The 21,998-nt window shown below is 61.8% G+C and carries 14 protein-coding genes; 12 read left to right on the top strand and 2 right to left on the bottom strand.

Features of this window, described 5'->3' with window-relative positions; all coding sequences use genetic code 11:
* Positions 1-57: 57 nt before the first annotated feature.
* A complete protein-coding gene (locus tag VQ071_RS26280) occupies positions 58-987 on the bottom strand; it encodes an IS1595 family transposase (protein WP_340517433.1) in 930 nt (309 codons plus the stop codon).
* Between the two features lie 418 nt (positions 988-1,405).
* Between VQ071_RS26280 and VQ071_RS26275 the strand changes: the two genes are divergently transcribed.
* From VQ071_RS26275 to rsgA, 9 genes are all read left to right on the top strand, one after another.
* A complete protein-coding gene (locus VQ071_RS26275) occupies positions 1,406-3,457 on the top strand; it encodes a beta-galactosidase (protein WP_340517432.1) in 2,052 nt (683 codons plus the stop codon).
* A 187-nt stretch (positions 3,458-3,644) separates the two neighbouring features.
* Entirely contained in the window at positions 3,645-4,538 is an 894-nt protein-coding gene (locus VQ071_RS26270; protein WP_340517430.1) for an ABC transporter permease, read from the top strand.
* 33 nt (positions 4,539-4,571) lie between these two features.
* Positions 4,572-5,453: a carbohydrate ABC transporter permease gene (locus tag VQ071_RS26265; RefSeq protein ID WP_340517428.1), complete on the top strand. Its 882-nt coding sequence runs from the start codon at positions 4,572-4,574 to the stop codon at positions 5,451-5,453.
* A 64-nt stretch (positions 5,454-5,517) separates the two neighbouring features.
* The gene (locus VQ071_RS26260) at positions 5,518-7,242 is read left to right on the top strand and encodes an extracellular solute-binding protein (protein WP_340517426.1); all 1,725 of its coding nucleotides are present in this window, start codon (positions 5,518-5,520) and stop codon (positions 7,240-7,242) included.
* 214 nt (positions 7,243-7,456) lie between these two features.
* Positions 7,457-9,238 carry a sensor histidine kinase gene (locus tag VQ071_RS26255; protein ID WP_340517424.1) on the top strand — a complete coding sequence of 594 codons (1,782 nt, stop codon included), beginning with the start codon at positions 7,457-7,459 and terminating at the stop codon, positions 9,236-9,238.
* Positions 9,231-10,949 carry a response regulator transcription factor gene (locus tag VQ071_RS26250; RefSeq protein WP_340517422.1) on the top strand — a complete coding sequence of 573 codons (1,719 nt, stop codon included), beginning with the start codon at positions 9,231-9,233 and terminating at the stop codon, positions 10,947-10,949. Before VQ071_RS26255 ends, VQ071_RS26250 begins: the two co-directional genes overlap by 8 nt.
* A gap of 27 nt (positions 10,950-10,976) precedes the next feature.
* Positions 10,977-13,508, top strand: coding sequence for an alpha-L-rhamnosidase-related protein (locus tag VQ071_RS26245; RefSeq protein WP_340517420.1), 2,532 nt, complete (start codon positions 10,977-10,979; stop codon positions 13,506-13,508).
* Positions 13,505-15,124 carry a beta-galactosidase gene (locus tag VQ071_RS26240; protein ID WP_340517418.1) on the top strand — a complete coding sequence of 540 codons (1,620 nt, stop codon included), beginning with the start codon at positions 13,505-13,507 and terminating at the stop codon, positions 15,122-15,124. The genes VQ071_RS26245 and VQ071_RS26240 overlap by 4 nt, the downstream gene beginning before the upstream one ends.
* 370 nt (positions 15,125-15,494) lie before the next feature.
* Complete coding sequence (gene rsgA / locus VQ071_RS26235) at positions 15,495-16,625, top strand: ribosome small subunit-dependent GTPase A (RefSeq protein ID WP_340517415.1); 1,131 nt, start codon at positions 15,495-15,497, stop codon at positions 16,623-16,625.
* Between the two features lie 738 nt (positions 16,626-17,363).
* Here the strand turns inward: rsgA and VQ071_RS26230 are convergent.
* Positions 17,364-18,233, bottom strand: a complete 870-nt coding sequence (locus tag VQ071_RS26230; protein WP_340517413.1) for an AraC family transcriptional regulator — start codon at positions 18,231-18,233, stop codon at positions 17,364-17,366.
* 146 nt (positions 18,234-18,379) lie between these two features.
* On the opposite strand from VQ071_RS26230, the gene VQ071_RS26225 reads away from it, so the two are divergent.
* The 3 genes from VQ071_RS26225 to VQ071_RS26215 all read left to right on the top strand — a co-directional run bounded on the left by VQ071_RS26225 (position 18,380) and on the right by VQ071_RS26215 (position 21,709).
* Complete coding sequence (locus VQ071_RS26225; RefSeq protein WP_340517556.1) at positions 18,380-19,429, top strand: Gfo/Idh/MocA family protein; 1,050 nt, start codon at positions 18,380-18,382, stop codon at positions 19,427-19,429.
* Between the two features lie 160 nt (positions 19,430-19,589).
* Positions 19,590-20,552, top strand: a complete 963-nt coding sequence (locus VQ071_RS26220; RefSeq protein ID WP_340517411.1) for a sugar phosphate isomerase/epimerase family protein — start codon at positions 19,590-19,592, stop codon at positions 20,550-20,552.
* Between the two features lie 23 nt (positions 20,553-20,575).
* Positions 20,576-21,709, top strand: coding sequence for a Gfo/Idh/MocA family protein (locus VQ071_RS26215; protein WP_340517554.1), 1,134 nt, complete (start codon positions 20,576-20,578; stop codon positions 21,707-21,709).
* Positions 21,710-21,998 lie beyond the last annotated feature (289 nt).

Genomic DNA, 21,998 nt, shown 5'->3' with positions numbered 1-21,998 from the left:
AGCTAGGAGCGACAATTAAACGAACTGCCTCCACTAACCTAAGTAACCAGGTACTCGCTATGCCCCCCACCTGCTGAAGTGATAACCTTTCCACCGGGATTTGCTGCCGAAATAGAGCCATGGAACGCTTAGAACCGGCTTGGATCTCGTAAGTTCATTGTACTGAAGCGCGCGCGTCACCGAGCACCAGCGCAGCGTCATATTCAAGATAGGGGCGTCGTGCAGCATCCGATTCACCCGAAATGCGAACTCATCCACATAGGCTTGCAGATGCTTGGCGCCGATTCCGTTAAAAGTGTAATTAAGCCAGCTCGTCACGGCTCTGGCGATCGGAAATGCGGCGGGATGGAGCTTGCCGGAACGATCGCTGTCCGGGATAGCTGACGGCTGAGCATATTGTTGTCTGAAAGCGTGATACCCCGAGGGGAGAACCCGTCTGGTGTCTGCATCTACATGCTCCGGGTGAGGCTGGTGGAGGACGACGCGCGTCGGCCGATCCTCCTCGTCAATCGAGGTCCCGATCAACAGCGGCTGCCGAGCGTCCGGATATAGAGGCGTGCCGTAAAAAAACGCGTCGAGTCTGAAATTATTATCGAAAGATTGTGAAGCTTCGGCCGATTGCAGGGCAAACCGGATCTTGTGCGCGAGATGCCAGGCGGTCTTGTAGGTGACGCTAATCAGGTCGGACAAACGGAGGGCGCTGATGCCGTCGGGCTGAGAGAGCAGGTACATCGCTTGAAACCAAATCGGCAACGGCGTGCGGCTTCCCTCCATGATCGTGCCGGAAATGATAGAGGTCTGCCGGCGGCAGGAGGAGCATTGGTAGAGGGGAAGCCTGCGTGTCCGAATAAGCGAAAAGAGCCGGCAATCGCAGGACGGGCAGCGAAAGCCAGCCGGCCAGCGAAGCGCGTACAGAGCTTCGGCACATTTTATATCCGTAGCGTGCTGTCCGCAAAATACTTCGAAAGACATCGAATCCCCTGTCATATGCGCTCCCTCCGGCAACTGGTCGATTGTGGTAAGTTACTTCCATTATATCGAACAAATGTTCCTATTTCAATCTCATTTTTACTTCAAATGCGAATATCAGCTGAGCCGATGGGATAGTGGGATGGACTCTGAAAATAGCTGGTTAGCTGAGTCGATGGGATAGTGGGATGGACCCTGAAAGAGACTTCTAAGCTGAGCCAATGGGATAGTGGGATGGCGACGGGGAAGAGAGGTATACGGTCAGTTGGTTGTAAAAAAATGGATAAACGTCTGTACTGGCAGCTCTGCCTTGAGGGGTTATATCGTCCGATCTCTCGGGTGTCCGCCGATTCGGCTCGCGCTGATAATAGAGGTAGCCTGCGGGAAATCGACGTGAGGCGATTAGAAGGCTTTGTGCCGAAAGGAAGGTAGGCTCATGCTGTACGGAGCTTGTTATTATCCGGAGCACTGGCCGAGAGAGCGTTGGCCGATCGATGCCGCGCTGATGCGTGAAGCGGGCATCAACGTCGTGCGCATCGCGGAATTTGCCTGGTCGAAAATGGAGCCGCGGGCAGGAGAATACGATTGGTCGTGGCTGGACGAAATTATAGGCTTGCTGGAAGCTCACGGCATAAAGGCTGTATTGGGAACGCCGACCGCAACGCCGCCCAAGTGGCTCATGGACCGGCATCCGGACCTGTATATGAGAGATGCTCAAGGGCATGCGCGGGGCTTCGGCAATCGCAGGCACTATTGCTATAATCACGCGCGCTATCGGCAGCTCGCAGCAGGCATCGTAGAGCGGATGGCGCAAAGATACGGGCGGCACGCCAACGTCGTTGCCTGGCAGATCGACAATGAATTCGGCTGCACGGATACGGTTCGCTGCTACTGCGACAATTGCCGTGAGGCGTTTCAGCGATGGTTGCAAAGGAAGTACGGCGATGTCGGCAAGCTTAATGAAGCTTGGGGAACGGTGTTCTGGAGCCATATCTACAATAGCTGGGATGAGGTCGTTCTGCCTTCGTATACGGTGTTTCCCATGCACAATCCAGGGCTGCATCTCGACTATTTGCGGTTCGCGTCGGACGCGGTCGCGGAGTTCCAGCAGGTTCAAGTGGACGTATTGAGGCATCTGTCTCCGGACAAGCCGATTACGCACAACTTCATGGGCTATTTTGCCGAAGTCGACGCGTACAGGCTGGCCGAGCCGTTGGACTTTGCTTCCTGGGACAACTACCCGAACCTGCACTTCGACAAAAAAGCGGATCCGCTAAACTCGGCCGTTCAACACGATATGACATGGGGGCTCAAGCGGCAGCCGTTCTGGGTGATGGAGCAGCAGAGCGGATCGCCGGGCGGCAACTTCATCTTTGCTATGCCGAAGCCGGGCGAACTGCGCCGGTGGACGTATCAGGCCGTAGCGCATGGCGCGGATGCGATTGTATACTTCCGCTGGCGGACCTGCCTGTTCGGGGCGGAGCAATATTGGCACGGCCTGCTGCCGCACGACGGTCTACCGGGACGGCGGTACGAAGAGGCCAAGCGGACGGGCGAGGAGCTGCAGCGGCTGTCGGGCAGATGGCTGGGCGCCGGGGCCGGCGCGGAGGTCGCGGTCATTCGGTCGTACGACAACGAATGGGCGATGGACATCCAGCCACAATCGTTCGGTCACAGCTACATGGCGCATTTCAAGACGTATTGCAGGTATTTTTACGACCGTCATATTCCGGTGGAGATCGTCTCGGCGGACGCGCCGCTTGAGCGCTATCGCCTGGTCGTCGTGCCGCATGACCTGCTGACGCATCCTGCATCCGTGCAGGCGCTGCATGAGTATGCGGCGGCCGGCGGCATAGTCGTGCTGGACTTCCGCGCGGGCATCAAGCGGCCGGACAACCGGATGGAGGAGCGGACGATTCCCGGCGCATACCGCGATCTGCTGGGCATTCGGGTGACCGACTACGGTTCGCTGAGGCAAGAAGACAGTCGCGCGGTGACACTGACAAAGGGTGCGCCGGCGAAGGAAGGTCAAGGCGGACGCATCTGGTACGACGTCGTGGAGCTTGAGGGCGCAGAAGCCATGGCTTGGTATGCTGCGGATTACTTCGCGGACACGCCGGCCGTCACCAGGCATGCATACGGCGGGGGAGCCGCTTATTACCTAGCGACGGAGCCGACGCCGGCGTTGATGGACGCGCTGATGGAGCGCATCTGCGCGGAAGCCGGCGTCGGGGCGATCACGGGCATATCCGCTCCGCCCGGCGTGGAGATCGCCCGAAGGACAGACGGGCATACAGAATATATCTTCGTCATCAATCATGCCGAAGAGCCGGCCGAACTCCGACTCGACAAGCCGCTAAGCGAGCTGATCGAAGGCTTCGTTGCTGAGGGCGAGGTGCAATTGGAGGCGAACGGCGTTCGCGTCTTCGAACGTGCCCGGAAGCAGGAAGGCCGAGCCGCAGAAGATTCGGTCACGGCACCTGCTTGACAGGTGATTCCCGCGGATCGGACGGGTGGTCGGCGGCGGGCAACCGAGTGCATAATCAGATCAAAGACACCTGACAGACAGGGCAAGAAAGAGGGAAAGAGAGATGGCCGATACCGCGAAAAGCCTTGTCCCATCTCAAACGGAGGTCGATCGGCGGCATCCTCGACGAAGACGGGGACTGGGCGCATTGATCGCAAGCCAGCATCAATTGCTGGTTATGTCCGTTCCATTCGTACTGATTGTCATTTTGTTCTCCTACGTCCCGCTGTGGGGCTGGATCATGGCATTCCAGAAGTACACGCTGGGCAAAGGAATCATGCACAGCCCGTTCGTCGGGCTGGACAATTTCAAGCTGCTGTTCAAGGACGAGCAGTTCTATCACGTGCTCCGCAATACGCTCGTTATGGGCGTGCTCAACCTGGTGGTATCGTTCGTAGGCGCCATCGCGCTCGCGCTGCTGCTGAACGAGGTCAGAGCCCGGTTTTTCAAGCGGACGATCCAGACCATCACGTATATTCCGCACTTCGTATCGTGGGTTGTCATTGCCAATATCGTCACGCAGCTGCTGTCTCCGGACGGCGGGACGTTGAATCAAATTCTCGTCCAGCTCGGCATATTGAACGATCCCTACTACTTCATGTCCAATCCGAAGCTGTTCTGGCTGATCCATACGATCGCCAACTTGTGGAAGGAAGTAGGCTGGAACACGATTATTTATCTGGCCATCCTGGGCGGACTTAATCCTGAACACTATGAAGCGGCAGAGGTGGACGGGGCGAGCCGATGGGCGAAAATGCGCTACATCTCGATTCCTGGACTTATGCCCACGGCGGTCCTGCTGCTCATCATCTCGGTCGGCTGGATCATCCAGAGCGGATACGAATCGCAGTTCTTGCTCGGCAATGCGATGACGATCGACTACTCGGAGGTGCTCGACCTGTACGCGCTCCGATATTCGCAGCAGCTCGGCGACTATTCGTACGGCGTTGCCATCAGCATGTTCAAATCCGTCGTCAGCGTACTTATGGTGCTCGGCGTCAACTACTTGGCACGCAGAACCAATCAGAGCCGGCTGCTGTAGCAGCGTCCGGCTGCAAGAAAGGAGAGTCGATCCATGAACCGCACTCGCGGCGATTACGCGTTCAATACGCTGAACTACGCTTTTCTGACGCTGCTCGGATTCGCCACGGTGTTTCCTTTTCTCAATCTGCTCGCGATCTCGCTCAACGATACGCTCGACACGATGCGGGGCGGCATCTACCTCCTTCCCCGGAAGTGGACGCTGCTGAACTACGAGATTATCTTCCGTGAGAACGGCCTCCTGATGGCGGGCGTGCGTTCGGTCATCCGGACGGTGCTCGGCACGGTGCTCGGCCTGTTCTGCACGACGCTGCTCGCCTATGCGCTTAGCCGCAAAGAGTTTTTCCTCCGCAAGCAGCTGAACGCCGTGCTCGTGCTCACGATGTACATCAACGGCGGCCTGATTCCGACGTACCTGCTCATCCGCAACCTGCATCTGATGAACCACTTCGCCGTTTACATTTTGCCGCTGCTCATCAGCGTCTACAACGTCATCATCATGCGCAGCTACTTCGAGCAGCTGCCGGACGGCATTATCGAGTCGGCGAAGATCGATGGCGCCAGCGACTATCAGGTATTGTTCCGCATCGTGCTCCAGATCAGCCTGCCGGTCCTCTCAACGATCGCCTTGTTCATCGCCGTCATGCACTGGAATTCCTGGTTCGACAATTATTTGTACGCCAGCCGCAATCAGAACCTGAGCCTGCTCCAGTACACCCTGCAGAAGGTGCTGATCCAGTCGGCCAACGAGATCGTCAGCGACAACGGCCATGCCAACATCCAGGCCATCCGCAACAATCCGGAGTCGATCCGGGCGGCCATCACGATGGTCGTGACGTTGCCGATCCTGTTCGTCTATCCGTTCCTGCAGAAGTATTTTGTCAAGGGAATTACGATTGGCGCCATGAAGGAATAGCGGTATCATACGGGAGAGCCCTTCCGTTGATATAAATCTAACACACAGATTGAGAGGGTGTCCTATGACAATGGTCAAACGGAAATACGGCTTCGCGCTCGGCACTTCGATGGTGCTGCTCGCCGGACTGGCCGCAGGCTGCTCGGGCAGCAACAACGAAGGCGCCGCGCCTTCCGCAAGCACATCTGAAAGCGCTCCCGCATCCGGCTCCGCCTCTGCCAGCGCCGCGCCGTCCCAGGATCTGTCGCCGATCACGTATACGATCAATACGTCGGACGACAAGCTGACCTGGGACTCGCCGATCACCAAAAAGCTGACGGAGAAAACCGGCGTCAGCCTGAAATACGATCTGACCGTCGGCGACCAGTTCCAGAAGTGGGATCTGTGGCTCGCCTCGAACGATTATCCCGACATTATCTCGCTCGACCCCAAATACACGCAAAAGTACAAGGACGCGGGCGCTATTATCCCGCTCGGCGATCTCATCGATCAATACGGACCGCATATCAAGGAGAAGTTCGGCAAGTATTACAACCTGCTGAAAGACAAGGACGGCAAAATCTATGCGCTCTACAACGTCAACGCCAGCCAGGAAGCTTCGCCGGATGCGACGGGCAGCTTCATCATTCAGCAGGACGTGCTGAAGGAAGCGGGTTATCCGCAGGTCAAGACGCTCGACCAGCTGTACGAGCTCATCAAAGCTTACAAGGAGAAGCATCCGAAGGTGGACGGCAAGGAGACGATCGGCTTCGCGGCCGCCATGCTGAGCTATACGATGAACATCTCCTTCAACAATCCGATCGTCAGCTCCAACGGCTGGCCGGACAATGGCAACTTCAAGGTAGAGGACAACGGGGACGTGAATTACATCCCGGTCACGGAGGACGCGAAGAGCTATTACAAATTCCTCAATAAGCTGTATCGCGAAGGCTTGTTCGACAAGGAAGCGTTCTCGATGGACAGTATTCAGGCGAAAATCTCCCAAGGCCGCGTGCTCGCCGCCTATGCGCCGGGCTGGTTCCTCGGGGATTCGGAGAAAGCGCTGCGCGCGGCCGGCAAGCCGGGCAGCACATACGCCCATCTGCCGATCTACGCGAACGAAAATGTCGAGGACCACTCCAACGCGATGACCCCGACCGCCGGCGGCGGCCTCTCCTGGACGATCAGCGCCGGAGCCAAAAATCCGGAGCGCATCATTCAGTTCATCGATTACCTGTTCTCCGACGAAGGCCAGGTGCTGACGCAGTGGGGGATCGAAGGCGAGGACTACAATGTGGAGGGCGGCAAACGCGTCGTCGCCGAAGGCTTGCTGGCGCAGCGCAACGCGGATCCGGACGTCGATTACAAGCGCGGCTTCAAGAGTACGGGCACCGGCGGCGCGCCTTGGTTCGGCATCGGCAACGGCGCCAAGCTGGCGGATGGCGACTATGCGACGCCGCTGACGAAGGATTCGGTCGTGCAGACGTACGACGATACGACCAAGGAGACGCTTGCCGCATACGGCAAGCAAGTATGGGCGGACTTCCTGCCGCAGGTCAACTTCGTGCCGGGCTATCTGTGGCAGCTCACGCCGCCGGAGAGCGTCAAGGTGCAGCAGCAGAAGATCGACGATGCATGGCGCAAAAATCTGCCGAAGATCGTCATGAGCAAGAGCGATACCGAGTTCGAGGGCGCATGGACGACGATGGTGAATTCGATCCAGAAGAGCGGGCTCGACGACATGAACAAGGCCTACACGCAGCTGTGGGCGGACTTCAACGCGACGTACGAGAGCACGATCGGCGGCTGATCGGCTGACCTGACCATGCCCGATACCCGGGCCTCGAACGCCGGCGGCGCCGGCTAAGGTCCAGATCGGTGCGGGTGCTTGGCCGACGGATGGCCGCAAGCGATGCGTCGGCGTCCTGCGGCAGGAAATACGCCTTGCCCGGCAAGACGGGCAGGGCGTATTATCTTTACCAAGAAAGGGCTTGCACAAGCCCGGTATGCCGGGAGAGGCGCACATGAAAATTCGGACCAAACTCATTCTCGCCAACCTGTTTATCGTGCTGTTCCTGCTGGGCTCGGTGACATACGTGCTCGTCAGGCGCAGCACCGAGCTCGTCTACGAGCGGGTCATCGAGAACGCCTCGCTGTCGCTCTCCCAGGTCGCCAACAATCTGGACAACAAGCTCGAGTCGTACGAGCTGATCCCCAACACGCTGTTCCTGAACAATACGCTAGACAGCATTCTGGAGACGCGCTACGGAGATTACAAGGATGCATATGCGGACTATGCCGAATATTATCAGCCGTTCATCTCCGCGGTGCGCACGACACGGGACGTGGCGCATCTCAATCTGTATACGACCAACGACAGCTTCCTGTTCGGCGATATTCTGCTGATCGACGACGAGGTCAAGCAGTCAGACTGGTACAACAAAGTCATTAACGGCAAGACCGGCGGCTATTGGACCGGCGCCTATCGGATCGTCGGGGAGAATCAGCCGGTCATCAGCTTCCGCAAGCGGCTCAACAACTATGCCAGCGAGTCCTTCAAGATCGTATCGCTCGAGATCAAGCAGCAGATGCTGTTCGATCTCATCAACGAGGAGGGCAAGAGCAAGCGCTACCTGTTCGCGCTCGCGGACGGCACGGTGTTCATGGACAGCGACAGGAACGCGCCGGAGCCGCTGGCGAGGCTGCAGGATTTGCCCTTCTACGACGCAATCGGCACCGATGCGGGCAACTTCCGGTACGAGCTGGACGGAGAACCGTATGAGATCGTCTACCGGACGCTCGCCTCGCGCAACGTGGTGAAGGGCATGAAGGTCATTACCTTCATCCCGGTCGCTCAGCTCCAGCCACGGGTCGAGCAGCTGCGCTCGCTCGCGATCGCGCTGTTCCTGCTGGCCTTCCTCATCTCCGCGCTGCTCATCTCGGCTATCTCGGTCGGCATGACCCGCCGGCTCTCCGAGCTCGCTTCCAAGATGAAGCGGATTCACAAGGACAACTTCCAGAGCTTCGTCGAGGTGCGGGGCAGGGACGAGGTCGCCCAGCTCGGGGAGATGTTCAATGTCATGGTGCGACGCGTCGGCACGCTGATCCAGGAGGTGTACCAGTCGGAGATCGACCGCAAAGGCCAGGAGTTGCGGACCAAGGAGGTCGAGCTGTACGCGCTGCAGACGCAGATCAACCCCCACTTCCTGTTCAACGTGCTGAACATGATCCGCGGCAAGCTGCTGATCGTCGGCGAGCGGGACACGGCGAAGGTCGTAGGCCTGCTCGCCAAGTCGTTTCGCATGATGCTCAGAAGCGGGGGCCAGACGGTCGCGCTGGCAGACGAGCTGGAGTTCGTCGACAGCTATCTGCAGATCCAGCAGTACCGGTTCGGCCACAAGTTCACGTACCGGATCGAGGTGCCGGAGGAAGCGCGGGGCGTGCGTCTGCCCAAGCTGAGCCTCCAGCCGCTCGTCGAGAACGCGATCACGCACGGCATCGAGCTCAGTGCGGCCGACTGCACCATCTGGATCGAGGGCCGGATCGCGGGAGACGAGCTGCGGCTGACCGTGGGCGACGACGGTCTGGGCATGACGCCCGAGCGGCTGGCCGAGGTAGAGCGGTCGCTGGCGGAGGACGCGCTGGGTCAGGAATCGCATATCGGGCTGCGCAACGTTCACGGCAGGCTGAGGGCAAGGTACGGCGAGAACAGCGGTCTGAAAATCATATCGGCGCCGGACGCGGGAGTCATCATAAGCTTCGTCATCCCGCTGGCGCAGGGCATGGAGGTGGAGCGCGATGTATAGCGTGCTGATCGTGGACGACGAGCCGCTCGCCAGGCAATCGCTGCGGTATCTGATTGACTGGAAGTCGCTCGGCTATCATATCGCCGCGGAGGCCGCCGACGGCGCGGAGGCGCTCGAGGTCATGAAGTCGCAGCCGATCTCGCTCGTGCTGACGGACATCCGGATGCCGGTCATGAACGGCCTCGCGTTCGTGGAGCGGCTGCGCGAGTTCTCGGAGGCGCCCGTCGTCATCTTGAGCGGCTACGACGACTTCGAGTACGCCCGCCGGGGCATGAAGATGGGCATCAAGGATTATCTGCTGAAGCCTGTGGACGAGGAAGATCTGGAGGTGCTGCTCCGCCGCACCTCGGAGGAGCTGGCGGCCAGAAGCCGGCTCGACCGCCAGCAACTGCTCGGCGAGTCGATGCAGCGGGAGGAGCTGCTGCGGAACTGGACGCAGGGGCGGATCGGCGAAGCCGAGCTCGAGGCGGAGCGCCATCTGCTGCCGTGGCCGGCTCGCGGGGGCGTCTATGCCTGCCTGCTGATCGAGATGGACTTCGTCTATGGAGGCGGGGGAGCGTCGCTGTCGGAGCGGGATATCGCGCTCAAGCGGTTCGCCGTGCTGAATATCGCCGAGGAGCTGTGCATGGGGCTCGGCTCGCTGTTCGAGGCCGGCGAAGACCGCTATGGCATCGTGCTGCGGGCGGAGGGGGAGGATTGGATGACTAACGAAGCAGGGCGGGCGGAAACGGATATGGCGGTCATGGGCGAGCGCCGGGGCATAACGGCGAGGCTGGCGGAGGCCGATCGGTCCGCGGAGGCGATGGCGGTCCGCATCGCCGATTCGGTCGCGCTCTACGCCAAGGAGACGGTGGCCGTGGGCGTCGGACACGCGGTGGAGGGGCCGCTGCGCGTGGACGAATCCTGCGCGGCCGCCGAGGAAGCGCTCGCGGCCAAGTTCCTCCAGGGCGGCGGCCCGGTGCTGCGCCGCCTCGAGCCGCTTGCCGAGGACGGCGGCAGGGCTGCCGGCGGCGCAGGCGCACCCGCGCCGGGTGCTGCCGAGCGCCCGGCGGAGCCCGTCAAGGCGGTCCTGGCCTTGCTCGAGCAGGCGCTGGCCGCGGTGCGCAGCCAGGACCGCGCGGGCGCGGCGCAGGCGCTGTCCGGCCTGCGCCGGGCGCTGCCGCAGAGCGGCATGAGCGCCGGCGCGATGCGCACGGCCGTCCTGTACGCGCTCGCGCAGCTGCTGCAGCTGCTCAAGGAGCAGGGCGCCGATCCCGCTCCGCTGTTCGCCCGCGAGATCGGCGATTATGCCCGCGTCATGACGTCCAGGACGGCCGACGAGCTGCTCCGTTTCGCGGAAGGCAAGTATCTGGGCGTCCTGGACCAGCTGGCGCGGATGCGCGCGATGAAGCCGAACCGGGTCATCGCGGAGGCCAAGGCGATGATTGACGCGCATTACGGCGACAATATCAGCCTGAAAAGCATCGCCGACCGCGTATACCTCAATCCGAATCATCTCGGCAAGCTTTTTAAATCCGTCACCGGTCTGTCGTTCAACGACTATCTGCTGCAGGTTCGGATGGAGCAAGCCAAGCGCATGCTTCGCGAGACGGATCTCAAGGTGTACGAGGTCGCGGCGAGCGTCGGATATACGGAGCTGGACTGGTTCTACAAGCGCTTCAAGGCCTTCACCGGGGTCAGCGCAGGCGAATATCGGGCGGGTGCGGGATGACCGCGCTCCAGAAAAGAGGCGACAAGCATGGATGAAATCAGGGAATGGCGGGCCGGCTGGATCTGGCCCGAGACGCTGCGCAGGGAGCAAGGCGGGGGCATGCGGCAGCAGCGCGCGCTGTTCAGGCGCGCATTCGAGGTGCCGGAGGGCGGAGCACGGCTCAAGCTCGACGTGTCGGCGGACAGCAAATACCGTCTGTATCTGAACGGCAGGCTGCTGCTGAGGGGACCGGCGAAGGGGGACGCGTGGGCGCAATATTACGACACGCTTGAGGTGCGCGAGGCGCTCGTGGCCGGTCCCCATGTGCTGTCGGCCGAGGTCGTGCACTATCCGCGCTTGGCCGCGCTGCCGGGCGCACAAGCCGGTCCCGCGTCGGAGTGGCGCGCGGACTGCGGCGGTCTGTGGGTCCAGGGCGCGCTTGAGGACGAGAGGGGCGCGGTGCTGGAGACGATCGACACGGACGGACGGCGATGGCGGGCGCTGCCGCTGGAGGCGGTGTCCATCCGGCCGGAGACGCTGACGCTGTTCGTCGGCGGCACGGAGGAGGCCAGAGGCGCCGAGATTCCGGCGGGCTGGCAGGACGCCGGCTTCGACGATGCGTCGTGGCCGCATCCGGGCGTGACCGAGCCGCTCGACCGGTTGTACGGCCAGACCAGCCCCTGGCAGTTGACGGCGCGCACGATTCCGCCGCTGCGGGAGACGCCGCGCACGTTCGCCAGGGTCATGCGAAGCGAAGGCATGCCGGCGGCCGGAGGAGCGTCGCCAATCGAAGGGACATCCGGCGAAGGCGAGGCATTGGCCGGCGCGATGCCTGGCGAAGACGCGGCCACCGCCGGTGGATTATCCGACATAGGCATTGGCAGTGGCATTTGCAGTGGCAGTCGTAGTGAGCTGCCGTTTCCGCTGATGCTCGCGCCGGGGCAAGCCGTCAGCGTCGAGCTGGACGCCGGGCTCATGACGACCGGCTATGTCCGTCTCGCCTGTGCCGGCGGCGCCGGGGCAGCGGTCGCGCTGCTGTATTCGGAAGCGTACGAATACGAGCATCCGGCCGAGCACGGCGGGCAGCGCCGCAGCGTCCGTGACGATCCGGAGGGCAAGGTGCTGCACGGCAACGAGGACATGTTCCTGCCGGGCGGAGGCGGTACGGCTGCAAAGCCCGAAGTTTACGAGCCGATGGGCAGGCGGGCGTTCCGATTCGTACGGCTGTCCGCGCAGGCAGGGGAGGCGCCGCTGACAATAGTCAATCTGGACTATGCGGAGGCCGGCTATCCGCTCGAGGCGGTCTCCCGCGTGACGACATCCGACCCGCTGTCCGCCGCGCTGTGGGACATCAGCCTGAATACGCTGCGCCGCTGCATGCAGGATACGTACGAGGACACGCCTTATTACGAGCAGATGCAATATGTGATGGATGCCAAGTCCCAGGCGCTGTTCACCTACGCCGTCAGCGCGGACGACCGTCTGGCGCGCAAGACGATTCACGACTTTCACAGCTCGCTGACGCCTTCCGGCATGATCCAGAGCCGCTATCCGTCGGTGAACGGCCAGTTCATCCCCGGCTTCGCGCTCTACTGGATCATGATGGTGCACGATCATTACCGCCACTTCGGAGACGGGCAGCTCGCGCGCAGGTACTTGTCCACGGCCGACGCGATTGTCGGCTGGTTCGATCGCCGGATCGACGCGGACGGCCTCGTCGGCGCCATGCCGGAAGCCCACTGGTCGTTCGTCGATTGGGTGGAGGAATGGAACGCCACCGCGGGCTCGCCGGCCGCCAAGTGGCAGGGACCGCTCACGGTCTACAATCTGATGTACGCGGCGGCGCTGCGTCAGGCGGCGGACTTGAACGCATGGTCGGGACGCGGCGACACGGCTGCCGAGTACCGTCAGCGGGCCGAGCGCGTGCTCGCCGCGGTACGGCGGCTGTGCTTCGACGATGCGGAAATGCTGTACCGGGACGGTCCGCAGGTCGCGCAGTTCAGTCAGCATACGCAAATATGGGCCGTGCTGGCCGATGCGGTGCAGGACGGCGATGCCCGCGCGCTGATGGAGCGCATGCTGACGCGGACCGACCTGCCGAAGGCGTCGTTCTCGATGGCGCATTATTTGTTCCGGGCGGCTGCCAAGACGGGGCTGTACGGGTACGCCGACGCCTTCTGGCAGCCGTGGCGGGAGCAGGTCGGCCTGCATCTGACGGCCTGGGTGGAGGACCCTGTGCAGCAGCGCAGCGACTGTCACGGTTGGGGCGCCTTGCCGCTGTACGAGTACGTCGCCGAGACGCTGGGCGTCCAACCGGAGGAGCCGGGCTACCGGACGGTCCGGATCGCGCCGCGCATCGGCGGGCTGCAATGGGCGAGCGGAGAGGCGCTGACGCCCGTAGGGCTCGTGAAGGTGGCATGGCGGATCGAGCAGGGAGACGGCGCGGACCGGTTCGTGCTGAAGGGCGAGGCGCCGGACGGCGTTCCGGTTGTGCTCGTGCTGCCGGACGGTTCCAGGCACCGGACGGCGGGGTCTATTTTCACATATGAATGCGACTTGAAGGAGGATGCGACCGCATGAAGCTGGCGACGGCATATTATCCCGACTATCATCCGCGAAGCGAATGGGCCAGGGACTACCGGCTGATGCGGGAAGCGGGCATCGAATGCATCCGCATCGCGGAGTTCGCCTGGGCGAAGATGGAGCCCGAGGACGGCGTCTACGACTGGGGCTGGCTGGACGACAGCATCCGCGAGGCAGAGGCGCACGGCCTCTCGGTCATGCTCTGCACGCCGACGGCGACGCCGCCGATCTGGCTCACCGAGCGTTATCCGGACATTCTGCCCGTCGGACGCAGCGGCAGGACGATCGCCCACGGCGCCAGGCAGCAGCGCTGCTACAGCTCGGACCATTACAAGAAATATTCCTTGCGGATCGTCGAGGAGATGGGCAAGCGCTACGGCGGCGACCCGGCCGTCATCGGCTGGCAGATCGACAACGAGTTCGGCGGCGAGACGAAGTACGACTACGGGGACACGTCCAGGAAAGGCTTCCAGGCCTATCTCGAAGCGGAGTTCGGAGAGATCGGCGCCCTGAACGAGCGCTGGGGCACGGCTTTCTGGTCGCAGACGTACCAGCGCTTCGACCAGATCCCGCTCCCGGCTCCGATCGACTGCGACGTCATGATGTGGCCGCACCCGAGCCTGGAGCTGGCGTTCCGCCGCTTTTCCTCCAAGGTCATGACGGACTTCCACCGCAGTCAGATGGAGACGCTGCGCAAGTACACATCGGCGCCGATCACGACAAATGCGTTCATGTTCAATTGGGGCGACAACGTGGACTGGTCGAAGCTGTTCGATGGCACCGACGTCGTCGGCATCGATATTTACAGCAGCGACGAGGAGGAGATTGCCTTTTATGCGGATGCCTGCCGCTCGCTGCTGGATCGTCCGTTCTGGGTGATGGAATATGGGACGGGGAGTGCGGCGCTGCCTGCCGAGATGGATCTGATGCGCGCGCGAGGATGCGAATGGTTCAGCCTGTTCAAGTTCCGCGTATTCCCGTGGGGACAGGAGCAGGAAAGGGCGCAGGGCGCGCTGCTCGCCGTCACGGGCGATCCGAGGCCCGGCTACGAAGCGGTCAAACGCTGGGCCGGCAATCGCGACTTCTCGCCACATCCGCAGCAGGCCGTATCCTCGGGCGTCGGCGTCTACTACGACTTCGAGTGCGCCTGGGCCTATCAAATCTCGAAGGCCGATCCCGTCGATTATTTTAGCTATGTGCATCGGACCGTCTACAGCAGCGCGTACGACCGGGAATCCGCCGTCAAGGTGGCGTTCGAGCCCGGCGCGATCGCGGGACTGCGTACGCTGCTGCTGCCGCTGCAGCTTCTGCACGACGATGTGCTCGAGCAAGCGCTGATCGAATTCGTGAAGACGGGCGGTCACCTGATCGCCACGTCGGACCTGTTCAGGCGCAACCGCGACAATGTCTACTTGAGTCGGGTACCCGTAATCTTCCGCGAGGTGCTCGGATGGACGGACAGCCGCTTTATCGACGATGTGCCGGAGCTGGAGTCGTCGCCGCATCCCGTGCTGGCGGAGCGCGCCTGCGGACAGGGCAGGATGACGATCGTCCGGCGAGACTTGGACAAGGAAGGCTGGGCGGCACTGCGCAAAGCCGACGTCAAGGCTTGATCCTACAATTGACATTCATTGAGGCACATGGCTATAATGGGAACCAACGATACAACAGAGGAGGCTGATGTAAAATGTCCAACGCAGCGCTGATTGTGAAGCTGTCGTCCGTCGCATATGCATCGGTCTCGAACGGAGCGGGCTTGGGAGACTGAGCCTATTGAGCCATTACGGCTTGCGCCGCGGAGACCGACAGGTCTCCGCGGTTTTTTTGTTGTACGCGCAGCATGGTCCGTGACCGGCGCATTCGTCAGCGTTGACGATGTCCGGTTGCTATGGCCATGCTCCGTCCGGCCGCAGGGAGACCTGGGGCTTTTTGTGTTTTTTATACGCGCCAACATATTAACTGTTAAAGGGGTTATCCGATCGAATGAATGTGAATTCAAAGACAGCTTGGCCGGAAATGGAAGTATACGGTTGGAACGAACAATGGGAGAAGGCGTACCTGTCGCTGCCGCCTTCGGGCAAAGCGCTCGCGCCCGCGCGTATCATCGCGCAGTACAGCCACCAGTATGGGATCGCGACGCCTTGGGGAGACCGGCTGGCCGAGGTGTCCGGCAAATATGCTTATGCGGCGCTGTCTCCTGGGGATTATCCGGCGGTCGGCGATTGGGTGGCGGCGGAGGTGCCGGGCGGCGATTCGCATGCCGTCGTCCATGCGCTGCTGCCGCGGCGGACGGCCGTCGTCCGCAGAGCGGCGGGGAGCCGTCCGGACGAGCAGATTATCGGCGCCAATCTGGATACGGTGTTCATCGTCGTATCGCTGAACGGGGATTGGAACCTGCGGCGCATCGAGCGGTATCTGATCGCCGTGCGCGAGGGCGGAGCGCAGCCCGTGCTGCTGCTGACGAAGGCGGACCTGTGCGAGGAGCCGGACCGCTATATCAAGGAAGCAGGGGCTGTCGCGCCGGACGTGCCGGTGTTCGCGGTCAGTGCGCTGCTGGATCGGGGGCGTGAAGCGCTGGCCGGCTACTTGGCGCCGGGGAAAACTGTGGGCGCGGCGGGATCGTCGGGCGTCGGCAAGTCCACGCTGCTGAACTGGCTGGCGGGGGAGGACCGGCAGGAAGTGCAGGGAATCCGGGAGGACGACGCGAGAGGACGCCACACGACGACGCACCGCGAGCTGTTCGCACTGCCGGGCGGTGCGCTGTGGCTCGATACGCCGGGCATGCGGGAGCTGCAGCTGTGGGAGTCGGAGGAAGGCTGGCAGTCCACGTTCGCCGATATCGAGGCGCTGGCGGGCGCTTGCCGGTTCCGGGATTGCCGGCATGAAGCGGAGCAGGGCTGTGCCGTGCGGGAGGCGCTTGACAGCGGCGAGCTCGATGCTGCGCGCTACGCGAACTACCGCAAGACCGAGCGCGAGCTGGCGCGGCTCGCCGGCAAGGAGCAGCGGGCCGGCAAGCGGCTCGCCAAGGAAGCGGCCGCGCGCAGCGGCAAGTCAGGGGCGCGGAGCAAGAAGTCCGAACGCCGTTATACGGTGACGATGGCGGACGAGGACTGAGCAAGTCGCGAGACGGGGATGCCAGCGTGCGCTCGCCTGCTGGCGCGGGGGCGATTGGGTGTGCTGGCGCGCTGACGGGAGCGGTGAGGGAGCGCCGGGAGTGCAATCGCCTCTCGTAGTGGAGGCGATGCGCCCCGAGAGAGCGCCTGGAGAGCGATCGCCTCTCGTAGTGCAGGCGATTCGCCCCGAGAGAGCGCCTGGAGAGCGATCGCCTCTCGTAGTGCAGGCGATGCGCCCCGAGAGAGCGCCTGGAGAGCGATCGCCTCTCGTAGTGCAGGCGATGCGCCCCGAGGGAGCGCCTGGAGTGCGATCGCCTCTCGTAGTGCAGGCGATGCGCCCTGAGGGAGCGCCTGGAGAGCGATCGCCTCTCGTAGTGCAGGCGATGCGCCCCGAGGGAGCGCCTGGAGAGCGATCGCCTCTCGTAGTGCAGGCGATACGCCCCGAGGGAGCGCCTGGAGTGCGATCGCCTCTCGTAGTGCAGGCGATGCGCCCCGAGAGAGCGCCTGGAGAGCGATCGCCTCTCGTAGTGCAGGCGATGCGCCCCGAGGGAGCGCCTGGAGAGCGATCGCCTCTCGTAGTGCAGGCGATGCGCCCCGAGGGAGCGCCTGGAGAGCGATCGCCTCTCGTAGTGCAGGCGATGCGCCCCGAGAGAGCGCCTGGAGAGCGATCGCCTCTCGTAGTGCAGGCGATGCGCCCCGAGTGAGCGCCGCACTCCGATTGTCGTCCGACGCCGACAGATTACCTCCCCCAAGCGAGCATTTTGCGCTGGAACTCCTTGGGCGAGCAGTGGTTGAAGCGTTTGAACATTTTGTAGAAATGCGCCATGTTCGGCATGCCGATGCGGTCGCCGACTTCGCTGACGCTGAGGTCGCGGGTGAGGAGCAGCTGCTCGGCGGTCTTGATCTTGCGGAAGTTGACGTATTCGGTGAACGAGATGCCCATCGACTTTTTAAAAAACTTCACGAAGTAGTAGTAGCTCATGTTCGCCAGCCGGCAGGCGTCCTCGACGGTGACGCGGCCGGTGATGCCCGCTTCGACGTAATCGAGCACGGGCTTGAGCCGCATGCGTTCGACGCGGTCCTGTCCGGCGAGCAGGCCCATCTTGTCGTGACGGATCAGAGTGAGCAGAATTTTTTTGATCAGCAGGTTCACCGCCAGCTCGTAGCCCGCTTCCTTCCGCCGCGCCTCCTCATAGATCTCCGCGATGCAGGCGGCCGCTTCCCGTCTGGCCGCTTCATTTTCCTTGAACAAGTAGTTCATGGCGCTTAATGGCACCTTGGTCTCGTTGAAGTATTGAAGATATGAGATCGTGCTCTGGTCGAAAAAAGCCTGCAGGTCGAACTGCAGCACCAAATACTGCACCTGCGAATCGTCGTAGCTACGGTCGCGATGGAGCTGCGAGCTGCCCAGCACGACGACGTCGCCTTCGCCCATAATATGGGTCTCGCCGTTGACCTCGACATCGAGGCGGCCTTGCTGCACGAGCAGCAGCTCGCATTCGGGATGATGATGCCACGTATATAAGATATCCGCGTTGCGGATCGCCTGCCACACCTTGATCGACAGCAGGGGGTTCTCGTATTCGATTTTCTCCTGTCTCGCCTGCATGCCGGAGAGCCTCCCTGACCAAAATCGCATAATGACCGCGCACCATTGCACATGGGATTCTGAACGATGAGTGTTATACTTGAATTGTAGTTGGAACTGCGCGAACATTCAAGGAGGACAACCTGTTGAACTACGTTCATATCGGCATGATCGGCTGCGGGGGCATCGCCTTCGGCAAGCATCTTCCGTCGCTGGCCAAGATCCCCGAAGCCAAAATAACCGCATTCTTCGATGTGTCCCAGGAGCGGGCGCACGATGCCAAGTCCAAGTTCGGCACACCGGATGCGCGCGTATACGACAATGTTCAGGCGCTGCTCGCGGATCCGGACGTCCACGTCGTGCATGTGTGCACGCCGAACGATACGCATGCCGAGATCTCGATCGCTGCGATGGAGGCGGGCAAGCATGTGCTCTGCGAGAAACCGATGGCCAAGACTTCCGCCGACGCCCAGCGTATGCTGGAAGTGTCCGAGCGTACCGGCCGCAAGCTGAGCATCGCCTACCAGAACCGCTTCCGCGCGGACAGCCGCTGGCTGCATGCGGCTTGCCAGAGCGGCGAGCTTGGCGAAGTTTACCTCGCCAAGGCGCACGCGGTTCGCCGCCGCGCCGTGCCGACGTGGGGCGTATTCCTCGACCTGGAGAAACAGGGCGGAGGCCCGCTGATCGACATCGGTACGCATGCGCTGGACCTGGCGCTGTGGATGATGGACAACTACGAGCCCAAGACGGTGCTCGGCACGACCTACCGCAAGCTTGCGGAGCAAGGCAGTCCGGCGAACGCATGGGGCAACTGGAATCCCGAGGCATTCACGGTCGAGGATTCGGCATTCGCGATGATCACGATGAAAAGCGGTGCGACCGTATGGCTCGAGTCGAGCTGGGCGCTCAACACGCTTGATGTGGACGAGGCCAAGGTGACGCTGCACGGCTCCAAGGCTGGTGCGGACATGAAGGGCGGTCTGCGCGTCAACGGCGAGGAGCACGGCCAGCTTTACACCAAGGAGATCCTGCTCGGCAACCAGTTCGATCCGTCGATGCCAAGCGATTCGGCGGAGCGCGAGGCGCGTGCATGGATCGACGCGATCCTGAACGATCAGTCGCCGGTCGTCACTGCGCGCCAGGGCTATGTCGTACAGCAGATTCTCGAAGCGATCTACGAATCCGCGAGCAAGGGACAGGCGATTTCGTTCACTTAATCCTTTGCTTGCAGCACAGAGTTCCACCGCGCCGCTGGAAGTCATCTCCGCCGGCTCGCAAAATCGGAGATGACTTCCGGCGGCCGATCCTGTAAACTATGTTTGCTGGATAAACAAAGACAAATCCATATCGATTCTCGAAAGGTTGGGTGAAGCGCTCGTGAAATTGGGAGTATTTCTCGTATTGTTCGGCCAGCAGGACTTGGAAGCCGCGCTGGACACGGCCAAGTCGGCTGGATTGCAAGCTGTGGAGCTGGGCTGCGGCGCATTTCCGGGCACCGCGCATGTCAACGCGAAGCAAATGGTGAACGATGACGCGGCTGTGGCCCGCATCAAGGAAGCCGTGGAGTCGCGCGGCCTGACGATCAGTGCGCTGAGCGTGCACGGCAACCCGCTGCACCCCGATGCAAGCGTTGCCAAGGAACATCACGAGGACTTCGTCGCAACCGTACAATTGGCGGAAAAGCTGGGCGTAGAGACGGTCATTACGTTCTCCGGCTGCCCGGGCGAATCCGAGAATTCCAAATATCCGTCCTGGGTCACCTGCCCTTGGCCGCCGGACTTCCTCACCGTGCTCGAATGGCAGTGGAGCGAAGTGGCGATTCCGTATTGGAAAGAGCAATCCGAATTTTGCCGCAAGCACGGCGTTCGCGTCGCGATCGAGGCGCACCCGGGCTTCCTCGTCTACAACACCGAGACCGCACTGCGTCTGCGCCGCGAAGCCGGCGACAATATCGGCGTCAACTTCGATCCTTCCCACCTGTTCTGGCAGGGAATGGACCCGATCGAGTGCGTGAAGGCGCTCGGCGATTCGATCTACCATGTGCATGCCAAGGACACGAAGATCGACGCACGCAACACCGCGCTGAACGGCGTGCTCGACACAAAGCATTACGGCGACATCCTGAACCGTTCGTTCGTCTTCCGCACGGTCGGCTACGGGCATGACGACGACTTCTGGAAGCATCTTGTCAGCACGCTGCGCCTCGTCGGCTACGACGGCGTCATCAGCATCGAGCACGAGGACGGCATCATGAGCGTGAGCGAGGGCTTCACCAAAGCCGCTAACTTCCTGAACGGCCTCATTCTGAAAGAAAGCGCGGGTGAGATGTGGTGGGCGTAAGCAAAAAAACGTTGAACGTCGGCATGGTCGGCTACAAGTTCATGGGCAAAGCCCATAGCCATGCCTACAAGGACGTCGGCATGTTCTTCGACCTCGAAGCGCCGGTCGTCATGAAGGCGATCTGCGGACGGGACGAGCAGGGCGTGTCCGAAGCGGCCGACAAGTTCGGCTGGGAAGGCTACGAGACCGACTGGAAAAAACTCGTCGCGCGCGACGATATCGACTTCATCGATATCAATGCGCCGAGCGACGCCCACAAGGAGATCGCGCTGGCCGCGATCGCGGCGGGCAAGCATGTGCTGTGCGAGAAGCCGCTGGCGCTCAACCTGGCGGACGCGCGCGAGATGCTGGCGGCGGCCGAAGCGGCGGGCGTGAAGCACGCGATCTGCTTCAACTACCGCTTCCTGCCGGCCGTGCAGCTGGCCAAGCAGATCATCGACAGCGGCAAGCTCGGCGAGATCCACCACTATCGCGCCACCTACCTGCAGGATTGGCTCGTCGATCCCGAGGCGCCGCTCGCATGGCGGCTCAAGAAGGAAGTCGCCGGCTCCGGCACGCACGGCGACCTGAATGCGCACAGCATCGACCTCGCCCGCTTCCTGATCGGCGAGTTCGACCGCGTCGTCGGCCATAGCCGCACGTTCGTCAAGGAACGGCCGATCCCTTCGTCGACGTCGGGTCTGTCCGGCAAGGGCACGTCCGAGATGGGCGAAGTGACCGTGGACGACGCCACCGGCTTCCTGGCGGACTTCAAGAACGGCGCGATGGGCGTGTTCATCGCCTCGCGCTTCGCTACCGGCCGCAAAAACCACAATACGTTCGAAATCCACGGCAGCAAGGGCACGATCCGCTGGGATCTGGAGCGTCTCAACGAGCTTGAGGTGTATTTCCGCGAGGACGAGCCTGAGCTGGCGGGCTTCCGCCGCATTCTGGCGACCGAGCCGCAGCACAAGTATGCGGGCAACTGGTGGCCGACGGGTCATATCATCGGCTACGAGCACGGGTTCGTGCATATCGTGTACGAATTCTTGCAGCATATGGCGACAGATTCTCCGTTCGCGCCGACGTTCGCGGACGGCGTGCGCTGCCAGGAGGTGCTCGAGGCAGTCGATCTGTCGATCGAGCGCGGCGCCTGGGTCGGCATCGAAGAAGTCTAATGAAGCTTCGGCGGCGTCTCGTCCGCCGGCAAGTGCAAGGGGCTGTCTCAAAGGTCATCGCGACCTGAGAGGCAGCTTTTTTTGTTTGGGAGGACAAAGAAGAGGCTGCTCTCGGTGGAGGCGCCATCCAATCGAGGGAGCGATCGCCTCTCGTAGTGAAGGTGGAGTTGTCAAAAAAAGTGCAGTTTGAAAACACCCTCATACAGAAATCCCGTTACTAAGCAGCTTGTGATAGCATTCTTTCACGATAAATAGCTGGGGGCCATCCCCCTGGATTAGAAGTGTAGAT

The organism is Cohnella sp. 56, assembly GCF_037963805.1.
Lineage (GTDB): Bacteria > Bacillota > Bacilli > Paenibacillales > Paenibacillaceae > Cohnella.
The sequence above is the reverse complement of the archived record's forward strand: the minus strand, read 5'-3'. Positions and strand labels throughout refer to the sequence as shown.